Genomic DNA, 17,900 nt, shown 5'->3' with positions numbered 1-17,900 from the left:
GCGTTTACGCACAGGCGGGACTGCCGCAATCCTCGGCGCAGGTCGGCTTGCCGCGGCGCGAAGGCAGCGCCGCGGCAATGAGGAGATCAAGCTCTTCCACGGTCCGTGAAAGTGCCGACCGAAGGCATTTTAGGCTGCAATGAGTTCGTCGGCTGGGCCGAAGAACTCATAGTGGACCCGCTCGCTGGAAACGCCTTCCCTGGCAAGAGCCGGGACGAGCGCACGAAGGAACGGTTTGGGGCCACAGAGATAGAATTCGGCATTGGCGATCGGCGTGTGCTTGCGAAGCCATTCCGCGGTGATGAAGCCATCGAAGTCGTGCGACAGCCCCACGGCATCCCCGTTTGCAGGCGCACTATAGAAGCTGCTGATCGTGATCTTGCCGTGTGCGTCGGCGAGTTCGCGAACATGCCGATCCATGGCATGCGTGCCGCTGTTCAGCGCGCCGTGGACGAAGTGCGCCTCGAGGTTCGGATGTTCCTCGGCGATCGTCTCGAGAATGCTGACCATGGGGGTCAGGCCGACGCCACCCGACAGCAATACGACAGGTGCTTCCGGCGCTTCGGGGAGGAAGAAGTCGCCGGCCGGCGGGGTCGCGCTCAAGACCGTGCCGACGGTCGCCTGATCGTGGAGATATCGGGATCCGCCTTGCCCCTGCGCCTCGCGCTTTACCGAGATGCGGTAGAAGCTGTCGTTCGGCCCGCTGGAGATCGAGTAGTTGCGCTTCATCTCCAGGCCATTGTCCAGTTGGAAGCGAAACGTCAGATATTGGCCGGGTCTGTGGCGCGCAACGCGACCGCCGTCCTTGGGTTTCAGGATAAACGAGGTGACGACGTCGCTCTCGCGAACTTTTGAGACGATGACGAAATCTCTCCAGCCGTTCCAACCGCCCGAGCGCTCCATCAGTTCGCCGCGTATGGCGGTTTCGCGCTCCTTGAGAATATCGGCCAGGAACCAATAGGCCTCGCCCCATGCGTTGAGGAGCTCAGGGGTCGCAGCACTTCCGAGCACATCCTCGACGGCGGCGAGAAGAGCCTTGGCTACAAAGGGATAGTGCTCTGGAAGGATATGGTAGCCGATGTGCTTGTGGGCGATCCGTTCGACCACCGGGCCAAGCACGCCGAGATTATCGATGTTCTGCGCATAGGCGAGAATGGCGGCGGCAAGCGCGTTAACCTGTGAACCGCCTTCGCCCTGATTGGCGTGGTTGAACAGCGCGCGGATATGATCGTCACGGAAGAGGCGGGCATACATGCTCTTCGTGATTTCCGTTCCGTGGGCCGCGAGCGCCGGAGCGCTGGCTTTCACGATCTGGACAGTCTCGGGGGAGAGTGGTTTCGGCATGATTTTTTCCTTTCGGTGGGACGTATCAGTGGGGGCAGGTTGGTGATCCTGGAAATGCAGCCGGCAATTCACCGGGCCCGGTGATCGGGAACTGTGTCCCAATCTCTCGCGGCAGCGAATCCCGCGCTCAAAATCCTGTTAATGCGGACTTCGCCCTGGAAGCATTCGACGATCATCCTGATCTCAGCTCCGGCTACCGTTCGCGCGTTCATCGCAAATGACCCTTAAAGATGTATCTGAAATGCATCTATTCGCTTGCGATCAAAGATGCTAATTAAATGCATGTTTTTTGAACGGACTTTTTGACGCAGATCCCGCGATGAGGCTCACGAAATACACCGACTATGCGATGCGCCTGATGATCTATCTGGGCTCCCAGCCCACTGGGCTCAGCTCCATCCGGGAGATATCCGATACCTTCTCGGTCTCGCAGAACCATATGATGAAAGTGGTTCAAGACCTCGCGAATGCGGGGTTTCTGGAGGCTGTACGCGGCCGGAACGGCGGTATCAGGCTCGCAAGGGCTGCGAACGAAATCAATCTCGGCGCTCTCCTCCGGCACACGGAGGAGTTGTCGGATCTGATCGATTGCCGAGGTTGCCGCATCGCGCCGGCCTGCAGCCTGCCGTCCGTCCTTTCGGAAGCCACGGCCGCCTTCGTCGCGGTCTTCGACAAGTACACGCTTGCGGATCTCGTCGAAAAACGCTCGACGCTCGGCGTGCTCCTGGGTTTCAGGGCAGCGTTGCCGGGCGAAGATTGCACCGTGTGACGAAGGGATTGGTGACCCGCGCGTGATAGGTCGCCAGTCGCTCGAGGAATAATAACGCCCGGCACCCCAATGACTCGTCGCGACCTGCTACTTCACGTCCGATTTGAGGTTGCGCCGCTTTGCTGGGGCGAGCTTGGCCGTGGCTGGAGCCCGCCTGAGCATCAGATCGGTAGCAGCGCGTCCGGCTTGACGTCGCCGACCGAGGCGTAGGTGTGCGTCTCCCTGACGCCGGGCAGGGGCAAAATCACCCGTTCGAGAAAATCCTGGAACAGCGACATGTCGGCAATGCGCGCCTTCACCAGATAGTCGAAGCCGCCGATCACCATGTGGCATTCCAGAACTTCCGGCGCCTTTGCAACCGCGTCGGAGAAGCGCTCGAAGATATGCGGGGCGGTATGGTCGAGGCGCACCTGGATGAAGACGACGGTGCCCCGGCCGATCTTCTTCGGATCGAGGATCGCTCGCACGGCCTTCACGTAGCCCTCGCGGAAGAGGCGCTTCACGCGCTGGCTCGTGCCCGTTGGCGACAGGCCGACACGCTCTGCCAGCTCCAGTGTGGTCCGCCGGCCATCTTCCTGCAGCAATCTCAACAAGGTGCGATCGATGGTGTCGAGGCCTGCAATTTCGTTCTTCACACTATTTTGTCCATGAAAGAGTGATAATCGCTTAGATTCATTGAAATCAGTGTATTTTGACGCGGCCGTTCGCGCAATACGGTGCTTCTGTCGAAGCCGCCGGGTAAGGCTTCCGCAATGTGGAGAGACGGGCGTGCAAAGTGTTACGATGGGGGAGGGCGACCGCAGCCGGCGGCTGGCGATATGGGCAGGGGTGGCGGTCGTCGCAATCACCACCTTACAGTTTGTGGCCGCCCGGTTCAGTCTGCGCGAGCATCTGACCGCCGCCGACATCGTCACCTTGCGGTTCTCTGGCGCCGCCCTGGCCTTCCTGCCGGTGTTCCTCAGCGTCGGCTTGCCGAAGTTGATGCAGCTTGGCTGGCGCAAGGCAACCGTGCTGGCGCTGCTGACGGGGCTGCCCTATCCGCTCATCATCAACCAGGGACTTTCGCTGGCACCGGTCGCCCATGCGGCAGCACTCTCTCCCGCCGTAATCGTCTTCTTCTCGTTCCTGTTTTCCCGTCTCGTCTTCAAGGACAAGGCCTCCGGCACGCGCCTTGCTGGCGTTGCCACGGTCATTGCCGGCCTTTTTCTGTTCGTGCTCCAATCGGGCGTCGCCGACGCCGGGACATTGCGGGGTGATCTGTTGTTCGCCGTTTCGGGGTTGATGTTTGCCACCTTTGCGGTGCTGGTGCGGCTATGGTCCGTCGACGCCGTGACGGCGACGATCGCAGTGGTGTTCTTCTCCTGTCTGCCGTTGCCCTTGCTGCACATTCTGGCGCCCAGCGGGCTCGCTGCCGCCTCTTTCACCGAAATTGCCACGCAATTCGTCATCCAAGGCTTTCTCGCCGGAGCGCTCGCGAGCGTTCTCTACACCTATGTCATCCGTCAATTGGGTCCGCAGCCTGCGTCGCTGTTCATGCCGTGCGTCCCGGTGACGACGACCGCGGCGGGGGTCGTCGTTCTCGGCGAAGTTCCGACGCTGCTTCAGGTCGTTGCCATTGCCGTCATCACGTTCGGCATGGTCTTCCCGATCCTGAAAAGGGCGTAGGCCGGGCCGGCGACCGGCCTATTTCTGCGCCTGCTCGGCCGGCATCGGTTTGACCGGTGCGCCCGGGAAGATTTTCTGCAGGTTTCCCGCGATCACCTGGTCGCCTTCCGCAACGCCTGAGGTCAGGCCGATGAGATCACCGCTCGTCGGGCCAAGAGTGACCAGCCTTTGTTCGACCGTTTCACCCTTGCCGACGACATAGATGTATTTGCCGAGCTGGCTCGAGCCGAGCGCCGTTTCCGGCACCATCAGCACGTTCGGCTCGTCGCGGATCTTCAGCCGGACGCGGACATATTGGCCGGGCAGCAGGGAAAGATCAGTATTGTCGATCGTCACGCGCGCCACCACCGTTCCGGTATTTCCCTCGACCGTGTTGTTGATGAAGGTGAGGTCGCCGCGATAGCGCGGTTCCTTGTCGCCAGGCAAAAGCACTTCCGCCTGCACTTTCCCCTTCGCCCGGGCCTTCTGGATGTCGGCGAGTTCTGTTTCGCTCGGGTTGAAGGAAACATAGATCGGCGAAAGCTGCACGAGGTTGTTGAGCGGTGTCCCGGCGGTGTTGCTGACAAGCGTTCCCTCCGGCGCCTGGTCGCGGCCGAGCCGGCCGGCAAAGGGCGCGTGGATTTCGGTGTAGTCGAAATTGATCTCGGCGGTGCGCACCGCCGCCCGCGACATCTCCAGTGCCGCTTCGGCCTGGTGCACAGCACTCTGGCGCTGATCGAAGCTGTCCTTGTCGAGGTAACCCGTCGTGGCCAGTTCATTGCCGCGGTTGAGATTGGAGCGGAGATAGGCGAGCGACGCCTGGTCGCGCTCGACCTGGGCCTTTGCCTGATCGAGCGCTGCCCGATAATCGCGCGGGTCGATCCGATAGAGCAGATCACCTTCCTTCACATCCGAACCGTCGGGCACCGCCTGCGACTCGATATAGCCCGTGATCTTGGCGCGGAGCGTCACGTTGCGGATCGCTTCGGTGCGGGCCGAATAGTCGAGATAGATCGGAATGGTTTTCTTGACGACCGAGGCGACCGGCACGGGCATGGCCTGTTGCGGCGGCCCCACCGCCGCGCCGGCGTCGCCGCCCTTCAGCTCGAATCCGCCGTTCTTGTAATGATAGGCCGCAGCAAGGGCGGCGACCACGACCGCTGCGGCAAGGACCAGTCTCGAACCACGCATGTCAGGCTCCAATTCCTATTCCGCCGCCTCCGGCTCGTGACGCTGGCCGATCGGCCGCGAGGACGTGCCCTCGCGCCATTTTTCGATGACCGCGTAGAAGACCGGGACGAAAATGAGTGTGAGGATCGTCGCCGCCAGCATGCCGCCGAAGACGGTGGTGCCGATTGACTGGCGGCTGGCAGCACCTGCGCCCCTGGCATACATCAGCGGCAGCACGCCGAGGATGAAGGCGAAGGCCGTCATCAGGATCGGCCGCAGCCGGAGACGCGCCGCTTCCGCGGCGGCTGCGACGACGTCGAGCCCTTCCTCGCGTCGGCGTCTTGCGAACTCGACGATCAGGATGGCGTTCTTGGCGGCAAGTCCGACCAGCATCACGAAACCGATCTGCGAATAGACGTCGATCTGCATACCGCGCAGCCAGAGCGCCGAAAGCGCGCCCAAAAGCGCGAGCGGCACTGACAGCAGCACCATGAAAGGCATCGACCAGCTTTCATACTGGGCGGCCAGGATCAGGAAGCAGAAGACGAGGGCGAGCGCAAAGACGAGCGCGGCGATCGAGCCTGCCCGGATCTCCTGATAAGTAATGCCGGTCCACTCGAATGTGTAGTCCCTGGGCAGCGTCGTTTTTGCCACCCGCTCCATCGCCGCCACCGCCTGGCTCGAGCTGAAGCCGGGTGCTGCCGCACCGTTGATCAGCGCCGAGGGGTAATTGTTGTAGTGGGTGATGGTCTCCGGGCCGACCGTCGGCTTGAAGGTTCCTAGCGTATTGAGCGGCACCATTTCCCCCTCAGTGTTGCGCACGTAGAGACGAGAGAGATCGGTGGCCGAGGCGCGTGCGCCTTGATCGGCCTGCAGCGTCACGCGGAAGGTGCGGCCGAAGATGTTGAAGTCGTTGACATAGAGCGAGCCGAAATAGATCTGCAGTGTGCTGAAGATATCCGGCAGGCTCAGGCCCAGCAGCTTCGCCTTGTCGCGGTCGAGGTCATAGTCGAACTGTGGGCTCGAGGTGCTGAAGGTGGTGAACAGCTGGTAGGGATTGATTTCCGGCTGCTTGCGCGCCTCAGCGATCAGCGCCTGCGTCGCGTCGTTCAGCGCCTCGGCGCTGCGGCCGGCAAGGTCCTCCACCTGGAACTCGAAGCCACCGGTAGCACCCAGCCCCTGGATCGACGGCGGGTCGAAGGCGAGCACCAGCGCGTCCGGGATCTGCAGCAGTTGCGGCATCACCTCTTCACGCAGCGCCGAGGCGCCTTGTTCGGGCGGCCGCTCGTCCCATGGCTTCAATACGGCGAATTGCACGGCCGAGTTTGACTGGGCGGCGAAGGACAGGAAGTTGAAGCCGACGACCGAACCGACGAAATCGACGCCGGCGGTGCCGCGCAGGATCTCTTCGGATCGCCGCGCGACCGCCTCGGTGCGTTCGAGCGAGGCACCATCGGGCAACTGGATGACGACGAAGAAATAGCCCTGGTCCTCGACCGGCAGGAAGGTCGAGGGGATGCGCTGCCATAGCGCATAGGTCGAGGCGATCGCGGCGAGGAAGACGGCAAACAGCGCCCAGCGCCAGCGCACGAGCCCGGCGACGCTGCGCGCATAACCGTGCGACAGGGCGTGAAAACCGCTGTTGAACCAGCGGAAGAGGGCAAAACGCGGCTCGCCGCGATAGCGCAGGAACGCGGCGCTCAGCGCCGGACTGAGGGTCAGCGAGTTGAAGGCGGAAAAAGCGACGGAGATTGCGACCGTCAGCGCAAACTGGTTGTAGAGGCTGCCGGCGACGCCCGGAATGAAGGCGACGGGGATGAAGACGGCCAGCAGCACCGCGGTCGTCGCGATGATCGGGCCGGTCACCTCCTGCATCGCCTTTTTGGTGGCCTCGAGCGGCGGCAGCCCGGCCTCCAGCTGGCGTTCGACGTTCTCGACGACGACGATCGCGTCGTCGACCACAAGCCCGATGGCAAGCACCATGCCGAGCAGGCTCAGCATGTTGAGCGAGAAGCCGAAGAGATACATGACGACCAGCGTCGCGATCAACGAAACCGGAATGGCGATCGTAGGGATGATCGTCGTGCGCAGGTTTTGCAGGAAGATGAAGACGACGAAGACGACGAGGGCGAGCGCCTCGAGCAGCGTGAACACGACATCCTTCATCGCCGCCGAGACGAAACGCGTGGTGTCGTAGAACATGTGGTAGGCGATGCCCGCGGGGAAGCGCTGCGACAGCTCGTCCATCTTCGCCTGCACGCGGGCCTGCAGGTCGAGCGCGTTGGAGCCCGGTGCCTGGAAGACGGCAAGCACGACGCTTTCCTTGCCGTTGAAGGTGACCGACGAGGAATAGAGCAGCGCGCCGAGCTCGATGCGCGCCACATCGCGCAGCCGCGTCGTTGCCCCCGTCGTCTGGTCGGCGCGCAGCACGATGTCGCCGAACTGGGACGGGTCGCTCAAGCGTCCGAGCGCGTTGATCTGCATCTCGAAGGGCGTGCCGGCCGGTGCCGGCGATTGCCCGATCTTGCCGCCGGCGACCTGGATGTTCTGCTCGGCAATGACGTTCTGGACGTCGACGGCGGTAATGCCGAGATTGGCCATGCGATCCGGATCGAGCCAGACGCGCATCGAATAGCGGCGCTCGCCGAAAAGCTGGACGTCGCCAACGCCCGGCAGGCGTTTGAGTGGATCGAGGATCTGCAGGTAGGCGTAGTTGCTGACCGCGGCGAAATCGACCGAATTGTCAGGCGAATCCAGGCTGACGAGCACGGTGAAGTTCGGGATCTGCTTGGCGATGGTCACGCCGGTCTGGTTGACGAGGGCCGGAAGCGAGGAGGCGGCCTGCGAGACGCGGTTCTGCACGTCGAGCGCGGCGACGTCGATCGGATAGCCGACCTCGAAGGAAATGATGATGCGCGACGAGCCGTCGTTCGAGCTGGTCGAGGTCATGTAGAGCATGCCGGGCACGCCGTTGATCTGCTGTTCGAGCGGCGTCGTCACCGTGTCGGCGACCACCTGGGCGCTGGCGCCCGGATAGTTGGCGGCAACGACGATCTGCGGCGGCGTGACGTCGGGAAACTGCGAAATCGGCAGCAGGAAATAGCAGATGCCGCCGGCGAGCGTCATGATGATGGCGATCGCCGATGCGAAGATCGGCCGGTGGATGAAGAAGTCAATCATGGGGCCGATCCTTTGGGAGCGCCACCATCGCAGCAGGCGGCGTGGCGGAAACTCGGCACCGGCACGCCCGCCGCGCGGACCTTGCGGTCAGCGACGGTCTCCCCAGCCTTCAGCCCATCCAGCATGCGCATCATAAGGCTCCAGCACGAGATCATGAAGGGCCGATCCGGTCCTAATCACGACGACCAAATCACGAGCGTTATCGAATCTAAAAAGTCTCTGCGGTGTGCGCTCTGGCTAAAAGACGCCTGGCGACCGCGCTCACCGACACTGCGCATGAAATTTTTCTGCAGTTACCGCCGCCGTTTCCGGAAGAGCTCTTTGCCGCAAGCGGATGCTCCTTGATTTGCCACGGTGGCGAAAATGTTACTGGTCGGTAACATCGTCGCATGTTATCGACCAATGACAGGGCGTCAAGGGGCAAGATTTTCCGCGCCGTTCACGCCGGACCACTGCGATGACAACGGATTTCTGCAAACCATCCCGTCGTTCGCCGCGCGATCGCATCGTCGAGGCTGCGCGTGATCTCTTTCGCCGCCGCGGCATTCGCGGAACCGGCGTCGATGCGATTGCCGATGCTGCCGAGAGCAACAAGATGACGCTCTACCGCCACTTCAGTTCGAAGGACGAGCTGATCGTCGAATGCCTGCGCCATGCGGGAATGGAGATGGATGGCTTCTGGCGCGAACTGGAAGACCAGCACCCGGGCGACGGTATCGGTCAGCTCAGGGCCTGGGTCCGGCGTATCGCCGAGCACCTCGGCGAGGACAAGTGCCAATGCGAAATGATGAGCGCCGCCGTGCAGCTGACCGATGAGGATCACCCCGGCCGCGAGGTGATCCGCCTCTTCAAGGATGCGCAGCGCGACCGGGTCGTCGAGCTGTGCCGCCGGGCCGGCATCGCCGACGCAGAGCTGCTCGGCGACACGCTGCTGCTGCTGATCGATGGCGCGCGCGCCGCGCAGCAGAGCAGCGGCGCCGAAGGGCCAAGTGCTCGTTTCGCCGAGATCGCCGATGCGGCGATCCTGTCTTTTGCCGGCAACAGCACCGCCTCCAAGTAGCGGCCGTTGCCTACCGCTGGGCTGGCCAGTCCGGGTGATGGCTGTCGATCACGAACACATGGGTGTGGCGGTGGCCGCTGCCGACGCGCGTCGCACCGGCAAGATGGGGGTGATCGCCCGCCAGCGCATGATGGGTGTGTTCGATTTCGTCCGGGTCGGGCGCGGGCCAGAGCCGGGCGGCCGCGGCGACAGCGCCGATGGCGATGAGGCCAAGCGCGATGAAGGTCGTGCCGAGCCCGGCGGTAGCGCCGAGCCAGCCGGCCAGCGGATAGGTGATCAGCCAGCAGGCATGCGAAAGGGCGAACTGCGCTGCAAAGAGCGCCGGCCGGTCTTCGGGCTGGGCGGAGCGGCGCAGCAACCGGCCGGACGGCGTCTGGGTCAGCGAGTAGCCGATACCGATGGCGAGCCACAGCGGCAGCAGCGAAGCGAAATTTGGAACGAGGGGCCCGATGAACAGGCCGGCGACGAGGATCGTCGCCCCGGAAAACATCGCGAAACGGTCAGGCGTCCTGTCGAGCAGGCGCGGCAGCATCAGCGCGGCAATCATCGAGCCGCAGCCAAAGGCGGCAAGCGCGATCGCCGTGTCGGTCTGGGTAAGGTCGAAGCCGGCCTGAACCAGCACCACCGTGTTGACGATGACCATCGAACCCGCCGCCGAGACCGCGAGATTGAGCGCGAGCAGGCCGCGCAGCCGTGGCGTCGAGAGATAAATGCGCAGACCCCGTGTCGTGCGGTCGTAGATACCGCGCCGTTCCGCAGCCTTCGGGCTTGGCAGCGCGACGGACACGACGAAGGCGGCCGAGGCGAGGAAGCCGATCACCGTGCCGGCAAACAGGTCATGGAAACTGACGACGGTAAGCAGTGCCGCAGCGAGCATCGGGCTTGCGACGCTTTCGAGATCATAGGCAAGCCGCGAGAGCGACAGGGCGCGGGTGTATTCCTTTTCATCCGGCAGCACGTCGGGAATGGTCGCCTGGAAGGTGGGGGTAAAGGCGGCCGAGGCCGACTGCAGCACGAAGATCAGCACATAGACCTGCCAGATCTCGGTCACGAACGGCAGGAACAGCGCGACGGCGGCGCGCACCAGATCGAGGCTGACGAGCATGGCACGGCGTGGAAGCCGTTCGGCGAAGGCGGCGGCGATCGGCGCCACGCCGACATAGGCGATCATCTTGATCGCGAGCGCCGTCCCGAGCACCGCGCCCGCTTCGGCGCCGGCCAGATCATAGGCGAGAAGGCCAAGCGCGACGGTTGCGAGGCCGGTTCCGATCAGCGCGATCACCTGCGCCAGGAACAGGTGGCGATAGGTGCGGTTTGCGAGGATCTGCAGCATGATGATTGGGCCTCGCTCGGTGGCGGTTTGTGGCAGCGGATTTGCTGCTCAGAGGTATTTCGTAATCGCCTTGAACTCGTCGATGGAGTGGCGCTGCTCGTGCGGAAGCGCCCCGATCGTGTCTTCAAGGCAATGGTCCAGGTGATCCTGGATCAGGGTTCGCTTCGCCTGGCTGATCGCCTTCTCCACTGCGTGGAGCTGCTGGGCGATGTCGAGGCAGGAGCGGCCGCCTTCGATCATGGTGATGACGCTCTTCAGGTGCCCCTCCGCGCGTTTCAGCCGCTTGACGATCTCGGGATGGGTGTCGTGTCTGTGCTCGCTCATATCAATATCCTATCCCCCTGGATAGGATATTTCAAGGGAGTGATTTTCGATGGTTGCTGCGGTGTCCGAAGGCGGGCGTTGTGGCGCCATGTATCTGGTCTATCCGGATCCAGATGCGGCGGGACCGGGTGCCCAGCGCCTGGGCGAAATCATCAGGCACGAGGCACGCGCCTGGCGCAATAGTCGTCCGTCTGCGCGTCTTTCCGGAATGTGCCCGCCGTTGCTTTAGGCCAGCCTCTTCGAGAGGCCGCGGCGGCCGCGCTCCATCACCACCCCGTGGTTCCAGCGAAAGACGGGTCTGAGGATAAAGGAAAGACGGACCATCCAGGGCTTCGTGACTGTCACGATCCAGTCATAGCGAACGCGGCAAGCGCTGCCTTCGCCTTGCAGGGTCCAGCGGCCGATGCCGTCGAGTTCGCCCAAGGCCCGGCCTTCGATGAAGAGAGGCGGCTCGACTTTGGTGGTCTCCATGTCGAAGACCAGTTCGTAGGGGAGTGCCGTCGACCAGCGCATGCGCCTGACGGCGCCGACACCATGTTCGTCCCCCTCGTTTAGCAGCGTAACCTGCTTCACCGATGGCCACCACTCGGGCCAGCGTTCCGGCGTGCTGAGTTCACGCCACACGTCTTCAAGCTGGGAGGCGATCGTCCATTCGGTGACGAGATGAAAGTTGGTCGACGACATCGCCGATCCCTCAACAGGCGGAACGCCTGAAGTATAACACGGCATGCGGACCTTGCGGCCCGCATGCGTCGTTTCACGCCGTCAGGCAGCGCGTGCAGCGGCGCCAAGCGGTTCCAGGTCGTCGAGCACCTTGTCGCCGTTGTAGACGGTCTCGTCGAGAATGCCTTCGCGCTTGGCGACGATCGTCGGCACGAGCGCCTGACCGGCGACGTTAACCGCCGTGCGGCCCATGTCGAGGATCGGGTCGATGGCGAGCAGCAGGCCGACCCCTTCGAGCGGCAGGCCGAGCGTCGAAAGCGTCAGCGTCAGCATGACAGTCGCGCCGGTGAGGCCGGCGGTTGCGGCAGAGCCGAGCACCGAGACGAAGACGATCAGCACATATTCCTGGATGCCGAGCGGCAGGCCGAAGAACTGCGCGATGAAGATCGCCGAGATGGCCGGGTAGATCGCGGCGCAGCCGTCCATCTTGGTGGTGGCGCCGAGCGGCACGGCGAAGGCGGCATATTCGCGCGGCACGCCGAGGCTCTTTTCGGTCACTGTTTCGGTAACGGGCAGGGTGCCGACGGAGGAGCGTGAAACGAAGGCGAGCTGGATCGCCGGCCAGGCGCCGGCAAAGAAGCGCGAGGGCCTCAGGCCGTGGCCGACGAGCAGCGCCGGGTAGACGACAAAGAGCACGATCGCAAGGCCGATATAGACGGCAGCGGTGTACCAGCCGAGCTGCGCCAGCGTTTCCCAGCCGTACTGGGCAACGGCGCGACCGAGCAGGCCGATCGTGCCGATCGGCGTCAGCCGGATAACCCACCAGAGGACCTTGCGCACAATCGCGAGAAGCGACTGGTTGAAGGCGAGGAACGGCTTGGCAGCATCGCCCACCTTCAGCGCCGCGGCGCCGACGGCGATCGAAACGACGAGGATCTGCAGCACGTTGAAATTGAGCGAGGTGGTGGCACCCGTGTCGGTGACCTTGGTGCTGGCTTCAAGGCCGAGCATGTTGGCGGGCACGAGGCCCTTCAGGAAATCGAGCCACGAGCCGGAATAGGAGGGGGCCTTGGCAGCTTCCTGCGAAACGGCCGAACCGATGCCCGGCTGAATGATCAGGCCGAGTGCGATGGCGATGACGACGGCGATGAGAGAGGTGATCGCGAACCAGAGCAGCGTCTGCCACACGAGCTTGGCGGCATTCTGCAGCGTCGCCAGGTTGGCGATCGAGGCGACGATGGCGGTAAAGACGAGCGGCGGTACGAGCGCACGCAGAAGCTGGACGAAGATCGAGCCGATCGTCTGCAGGGTGACCGTCAGCCAGTTGGCATTGCCGCTGGCATCGACGCCCATATTGCGGGCGATGAGGCCGAGCAGCAGGCCGATGACCATGGCCGCCAGGACTTGGAACCCGAAGGAAGCATAGATCGGCTTTGGTGAGGATTGGGTGGTTGCTTGGGACACGTCTTTCACTCTCATTGTGTGGCGGCGGCCACATTTTTAGGCAATGGCCGCCGCAAGTGCCCGAAAAATAGTCGAGTATTCTGGTCGAGATAAGAAAACCTTTGGCTCGAAAACTATTCCAAGTGGAATATTTTCCCGGATCAACCGCGCACTCTCGCTCCGGCCGGATTGCGCCTGAGGGCGGCGAAGCGGTCATCGATCTCTAAACCGGGCGAACTGACGAAAAACATTTCAATCCCGGCACGTCTCGTTGAAATCCTCTTTCTCTATAAAATTAGTATATAATGTAACCTGTCTGTCGTGGCCGGAGTTCGCCGCGTGTTGCGGAGCGCCTTGTGCGCTTCGCCCTCGGCAGGGTGATCTCCTCGAGTTTAAAGCGAGACAGGAGAGGATTGAGATGACACGCAAGATCCGGCTTGGAGCCTTTCTTCCCGGCGGCGGGCAGCATATTGCCGCCTGGCGCCACCCCGACCAGCCAGCCGACGGGGCGACCAGTTTCGAGTTTCACAAGCAGCTGGCGCTGACCGCCGAACGTGGTCTGTTCGATGCCTACTTTCTTGCCGACGGGCTGGCGATCGGCTTCGGTGGCGCGCGAGAGGGCGGCAATGCCCGTGTTGCCGGCTTCGAACCGGTGACCCTGTTTTCGGCGCTGGCGCCACTCACCACCCATCTCGGTTTCATAGCCACCTCGTCGACGACCTATGAGGAACCCTATACGACAGCGCGCAAGTTCGCGTCGCTCGACCTCATTTCCGGCGGTCGCGCCGGATGGAACGTGGTGACGACCACGGGTGATCCGACCGCCCAGAATTTCAACCGCGACACGCAGCTTCCGCATGCCGAGCGTTACCGGCGCGCCGCCGAGCATGTCGATGTGGTCAAGAAGCTCTGGGACAGTTTCGAGGACGATACCTTCATCCGCGACAAGCAAACGGGCGTCTTTTTCGATCCGGCGAAGCTGCACGACACGGATCACCGCGGCGAGCATTTCAAGGTCCGCGGCCCGCTCAACATTTCGCGCTCGCCGCAGGGACATCCCGTCATCGTGCAGGCCGGCCAGTCCGATGATGGCAGGGGCCTTGCCGCCGCCACTGCGGAGGTGATCTTCACGGCGCACCAGCACATCGAAACGGCGCAGGAATTCTATCGCGATATCAAGGCCCGCGCCCGGGGCCTGGGCCGCAACCCGGACCACATCCTGGTCATGCCCGGTGTCTCGCCCTTCGTCGGCCGTACGGAAGCCGAGGCGCGGGAGAAATACGAACGGCTGACCTCGCTCATCGTCGAGGAGGACGGCATCGGCCTGCTCAACGGCCTGACCGGCGGAACGCTCGATCTCCGTGGTTACGACCTCGACGGGCCGCTGCCGCCGGCGCCGCCGACCGAGGGCATGAAGAGCCGCCAGGCGCTGATCCGCCAGATCGCCGACGAGAACAACTTCACCATTCGCCAGCTCTACCAATGGATCGCGTCGGCGCGCGGCCACTACACGATTGTCGGTACGGCGGGGCAGATCGCCGATACCCTGCAGGAATGGTTCGAGAACGAAGCCGCCGATGGCTTCAACATCCTGCCGCCATGGTTCCCGACGGCGCTCGACGACTTCGTCGAGCTGGTGATCCCGGAATTGCAGCGTCGCGGCCTGTTCCGCACTGCCTACGAGGGCAAGACGCTGCGCGAAAACCTCGGCCTGCCCGTTCCCGTCAACCGCTGGACTGCTGCCCGGTCGGCCGTTCAGGCAGCAGAGTGAGGTGTTGCCATGTCCTATGAAACCATCAACCCCTCGCTTGCGGCAGGCTTTGCAACGGCGCGCCGTGAGGCTCTTGCCAAGAGTTCCACTTCGCCCGCCGCGCATTCCCGGCCGAACTCCGTGCCGCGCTGGCGCCGCCTGCTCGGCGCAATCGTCGCCCGCTACGGCCTCGTGCTTACGTTTCTGGCCTTCTGGCAGGTTGCAAGCACCGTGGGCTGGGTCAACGCGGCGGTGTTTCCGCCGCTCGACGTGATCCTGTCGGCCCTTTGGGACGGCATCGCCGGCGGCGCGCTGCTCGACGACATCGCCATCAGCCTGCAGCGGTCGGGCATTGCCTTTGCAGCCGCCGTCGCGGTGGGAATCCCGCTCGGGCTGTTCATGGGCCAGGTCCGGCTTGTCGAACAGGCACTCGACCCCGTCCTTCAGCTTTTCCGCCAGACCTCGGCCCTGGCGCTCTACCCGGTCTTCATTCTGCTGCTCGGTCTCGGCGAAACGTCGAAGGTCTTCGTGATCTTCTGGGCGACGCTCTTTCCGATCCTCCTGTCGACGATCGGTGGGGTCAAGGAGGTCGACAGGAAGCTGATCGAGATGGCTCGCACCTACGGCGCCGGCTCGCTCGCCGTCTTCCGCCGCGTGGTTCTGCCGGCCTCCGTGCCTGCGATCTTCGTCGGCCTCAGGCTCTCGGCCACGACCGCGTTGCTGCTTCTGATCGCTGCCGAAATGATCGGAGCGAACAAGGGCATCGGCTTCCAGGTGATGAACGCCCAATACAACTTCCAGATCCCGCTGATGTTTGCATCGATCCTGCTGCTTGCCCTGCTCGGTCTCGCCGCCAATGCGCTGCTCGTTCTCATCCAACGCAATCTCTGCCGCTGGTCTGCGCCGAACGCCTGACCGCCTTACCAGTTCCCCTTCGAAAGGATATCGAGATGACCTTCCACCCCCGCAATCTTCTTCTCTCGGCAGCCGTCACACTTGGCCTTGTTTCACCGGCGGCCGCTGCCGACGCGGTCACGCTTCGCTATCTCGCCAGCCAAGGCGGTCTGTCGGCACATGAACTCGCGCAGGAACTCGGCTATTTTGATGGAACCGGCATCACGATCGAGAGCGTCGGCTACGCCACCGGCGGCCCGGCATCACTGATCGCGCTGGCCTCCGGCGACGTCGAGATCGGCAGTGCGGCGACATCGGCCGTGCTGAACTCGATTATCAGCGGCAACGATTTCGTGGCCGCCTATCCCTCCAACGGCATCAATGACGAAGTGCAGTCGATCTTCTACGTGCTGGAAGACAGCCCGATCAAAAGCATCAAGGACATCGCCGGCAAGAGCATAGCGGTGAACACGCTCGGTGCGCACCTCGACTATACGATCCGCGAGGCCTTGCACTCTGTCGGCCTGCCGACAGATGCCGCCAACCAGGTCGTCGTGCCCGGTCCGCAACTGGAACAGGTCCTGCGCTCCGGCCAGGTGGATATCTCGGCCTTCGGCTATTGGCAGACGACCTTCGAGGGCGCGGCTCGTAAGAATGGTGGTCTGCGCGCGATCTTCGACGACACCGACGTGCTCGGCGAGATCGCCGGCGGCTTCGTCGTGCTCAGACGCGACTTCGTGAAGGAGCATCCGGAAGCGGCAAAGACCTTCGTGCTGCAGTCGGCCCGCGCGCTCGACTATGCCCGCGAACATCCGCAGGAAACGAAGGACATCCTTGCCAAGGCCCTGAAAGCCCGCGGGGAAAATCCTGAGATCGCCCAGTACTTCCGCGGCTATGGGGTGCGGGCCGGTGGCCTGCCGGTCGAGCGTGACCTCCAATTCTGGATCGACGTGCTGGTGCGCGAAGGCAAGCTCAAGCAGGGCCAACTGGCGCCAAGGGACGTGCTCTTGGCCGTCGACGGCGCAACGGCCAGCAACTGAGGACGTTCCATGAGCGTTACCCAGAACCCTCGCCGGGGAGAGGTGACGATCCGTCACCTCTCCAAGTCCTACCGCCTGAACGGCACGCCCTTGCCTGTGCTTCGGGATATCAACCTTAATATCCGCTCCGGCGAGACGCTCGCTATCGTCGGCGCCAGCGGTTCGGGCAAGACGACCCTGCTTCGGGTGCTGGCGGGTCTTGAGGATCCGGATGCCGGAGAGGTGCTGATCGACGGAAAGCTGACGAGAGGTGTCGGCACCGACCGTGCCGTGATCTTCCAGGAGCCGCGGCTCCTGCCCTGGCTGACGGTGCTCGACAATGTCGGCTTCGGGCTGGAGACGCGTGGTCTTTCCCGTGGGCAGGCACGAGACCGGGCGCGGCGCTACGTGCAACTGGTCGGCCTGCAACAGTTCGAAGACGCCTATCCGCGGCAATTGTCGGGCGGTATGGCGCAACGCGTCGGCATTGCCCGGGCGCTTGCGGTCCAGCCGGAAATCCTGCTGCTCGACGAGCCGCTGGGCGCGCTGGACGCCATGACCAAGATCAGCATGCAGCAGGAGTTGGCGCGGATCTGGCGCGACGAGGACGTGACAACCGTGCTCGTCACCCATGATCTCGAGGAGGCGATCTATCTCGCCGACCGTATCCTCATCCTGCCGCGCGAAAAGGGCGGCGAACCTCGGCTGATCGAGATCGACCTGCCGCGGCCGCGCGACCGCAGCGCCAGCGCCTTCGTGCGCCAGCGCGAGGAACTGCTCGGCATCTTCGGACTGCACTAAGGTCGCGTGCGGAACGGTTGCAGCGATTACGCGTTATTCTCTCTCGACGTTCGCATCCACCGGGGGCGATGCTGCCAGATGGTCGGATGCTCAGCCGAGACAGGAGCAACGCCATGAAGCTTTCGAACGGAATGTCATTCGCCGCAATCGTTTTTGCCCTTGGCACGGCAACACCGGCGCTCGCCAACGGCTTCTACACCGGCATCGATCCGCACAATCCGCCGGGCACCCAGAACCGGGTGCTCTACGGGCAACCCTACTATGTCGAACCCGCGCCCGGCCCGGTCTATGTCGAGCCTGTAGAGCCGCAAGTCTATGTCGATCCGATGCCGACTGGCAGCATCTATGTCGATCCGTATGTCGATCCGGCGCCGGGTTATGTCTACCGCCCGCCGGCCCGCACGCTGGGTGATGCCCGCCAGCGCTACACGGGCGAGTATCAGAGCGGCGGACAGGGCGACTACTATCTGGGCGTCGCGCATCCGCCGCAGGTTCCCTGAAGAACC

At 63.4% G+C, this 17,900-nt stretch carries 16 protein-coding genes; 8 read left to right on the top strand and 8 right to left on the bottom strand.

Going from position 1 to position 17,900, the window contains the following annotated elements:
* Positions 1-129: 129 nt before the first annotated feature.
* Positions 130-1,344: an NO-inducible flavohemoprotein gene (hmpA, locus tag IB262_RS10150; protein ID WP_034789777.1), complete on the bottom strand. Its 1,215-nt coding sequence runs from the start codon at positions 1,342-1,344 to the stop codon at positions 130-132.
* A 319-nt stretch (positions 1,345-1,663) separates the two neighbouring features.
* Between hmpA and IB262_RS10145 the strand changes: the two genes are divergently transcribed.
* Positions 1,664-2,113, top strand: coding sequence for an Rrf2 family transcriptional regulator (locus tag IB262_RS10145; protein ID WP_051659173.1), 450 nt, complete (start codon positions 1,664-1,666; stop codon positions 2,111-2,113).
* A 161-nt stretch (positions 2,114-2,274) separates the two neighbouring features.
* Here IB262_RS10145 and IB262_RS10140 read toward each other — a convergent pair whose 3' ends face one another.
* Positions 2,275-2,736, bottom strand: a complete 462-nt coding sequence (locus IB262_RS10140; RefSeq protein WP_089043044.1) for an Lrp/AsnC ligand binding domain-containing protein — start codon at positions 2,734-2,736, stop codon at positions 2,275-2,277.
* Between the two features lie 145 nt (positions 2,737-2,881).
* Between IB262_RS10140 and IB262_RS10135 the strand changes: the two genes are divergently transcribed.
* Positions 2,882-3,778 (top strand): DMT family transporter, encoded by an 897-nt coding sequence (locus IB262_RS10135; protein ID WP_234798795.1) that lies wholly within the window; start codon positions 2,882-2,884, stop codon positions 3,776-3,778.
* 18 nt (positions 3,779-3,796) lie between these two features.
* Here the strand turns inward: IB262_RS10135 and IB262_RS10130 are convergent, their stop codons facing one another.
* Both IB262_RS10130 and IB262_RS10125 read right to left on the bottom strand, forming a co-directional pair.
* Complete coding sequence (locus IB262_RS10130) at positions 3,797-4,948, bottom strand: efflux RND transporter periplasmic adaptor subunit (RefSeq protein WP_034789769.1); 1,152 nt, start codon at positions 4,946-4,948, stop codon at positions 3,797-3,799.
* 15 nt (positions 4,949-4,963) lie between these two features.
* On the bottom strand, positions 4,964-8,107 hold the full coding sequence (locus tag IB262_RS10125) for a multidrug efflux RND transporter permease subunit (protein WP_034789766.1): 3,144 nt from the start codon (positions 8,105-8,107) through the stop codon (positions 4,964-4,966).
* A 457-nt stretch (positions 8,108-8,564) separates the two neighbouring features.
* On the opposite strand from IB262_RS10125, the gene IB262_RS10120 reads away from it, so the two are divergent.
* Positions 8,565-9,167, top strand: coding sequence for a TetR/AcrR family transcriptional regulator (locus tag IB262_RS10120; RefSeq protein ID WP_034789764.1), 603 nt, complete (start codon positions 8,565-8,567; stop codon positions 9,165-9,167).
* 10 nt (positions 9,168-9,177) lie between these two features.
* Here the strand turns inward: IB262_RS10120 and IB262_RS10115 are convergent, their stop codons facing one another.
* The 4 genes from IB262_RS10115 to IB262_RS10100 all read right to left on the bottom strand — a co-directional run bounded on the left by IB262_RS10115 (position 9,178) and on the right by IB262_RS10100 (position 12,951).
* Complete coding sequence (locus IB262_RS10115) at positions 9,178-10,500, bottom strand: MFS transporter (protein ID WP_034789762.1); 1,323 nt, start codon at positions 10,498-10,500, stop codon at positions 9,178-9,180.
* Positions 10,501-10,548: 48 nt separating this feature from the next.
* A complete protein-coding gene (locus IB262_RS10110) occupies positions 10,549-10,824 on the bottom strand; it encodes a metal-sensing transcriptional repressor (RefSeq protein ID WP_089042985.1) in 276 nt (91 codons plus the stop codon).
* A gap of 225 nt (positions 10,825-11,049) precedes the next feature.
* The gene (locus tag IB262_RS10105) at positions 11,050-11,508 is read right to left on the bottom strand and encodes an SRPBCC family protein (protein WP_034789739.1); all 459 of its coding nucleotides are present in this window, start codon (positions 11,506-11,508) and stop codon (positions 11,050-11,052) included.
* A gap of 81 nt (positions 11,509-11,589) precedes the next feature.
* Positions 11,590-12,951 carry a dicarboxylate/amino acid:cation symporter gene (locus IB262_RS10100; protein WP_034789738.1) on the bottom strand — a complete coding sequence of 454 codons (1,362 nt, stop codon included), beginning with the start codon at positions 12,949-12,951 and terminating at the stop codon, positions 11,590-11,592.
* Between the two features lie 397 nt (positions 12,952-13,348).
* On the opposite strand from IB262_RS10100, the gene IB262_RS10095 reads away from it, so the two are divergent.
* From IB262_RS10095 to IB262_RS10075, 5 genes are all read left to right on the top strand, one after another.
* Entirely contained in the window at positions 13,349-14,701 is a 1,353-nt protein-coding gene (locus IB262_RS10095; RefSeq protein WP_034789736.1) for an LLM class flavin-dependent oxidoreductase, read from the top strand.
* A 9-nt stretch (positions 14,702-14,710) separates the two neighbouring features.
* Complete coding sequence (locus tag IB262_RS10090; protein WP_034789734.1) at positions 14,711-15,595, top strand: ABC transporter permease; 885 nt, start codon at positions 14,711-14,713, stop codon at positions 15,593-15,595.
* Between the two features lie 35 nt (positions 15,596-15,630).
* Positions 15,631-16,614: an ABC transporter substrate-binding protein gene (locus IB262_RS10085; protein WP_034789726.1), complete on the top strand. Its 984-nt coding sequence runs from the start codon at positions 15,631-15,633 to the stop codon at positions 16,612-16,614.
* Between the two features lie 9 nt (positions 16,615-16,623).
* Complete coding sequence (locus IB262_RS10080; RefSeq protein WP_034789724.1) at positions 16,624-17,394, top strand: ABC transporter ATP-binding protein; 771 nt, start codon at positions 16,624-16,626, stop codon at positions 17,392-17,394.
* Positions 17,395-17,507: 113 nt separating this feature from the next.
* Positions 17,508-17,894 carry a hypothetical protein gene (locus IB262_RS10075; RefSeq protein WP_034789721.1) on the top strand — a complete coding sequence of 129 codons (387 nt, stop codon included), beginning with the start codon at positions 17,508-17,510 and terminating at the stop codon, positions 17,892-17,894.
* Positions 17,895-17,900: the final 6 nt, after the last annotated feature.

Origin of the sequence: Ensifer sp. ENS02 (genome assembly GCF_014851885.1) — a bacterium.
Classification (GTDB): Bacteria; Pseudomonadota; Alphaproteobacteria; order Rhizobiales; family Rhizobiaceae; genus Ensifer; species Ensifer adhaerens.
This window is presented reverse-complemented; position numbering and strand designations above follow the sequence as displayed.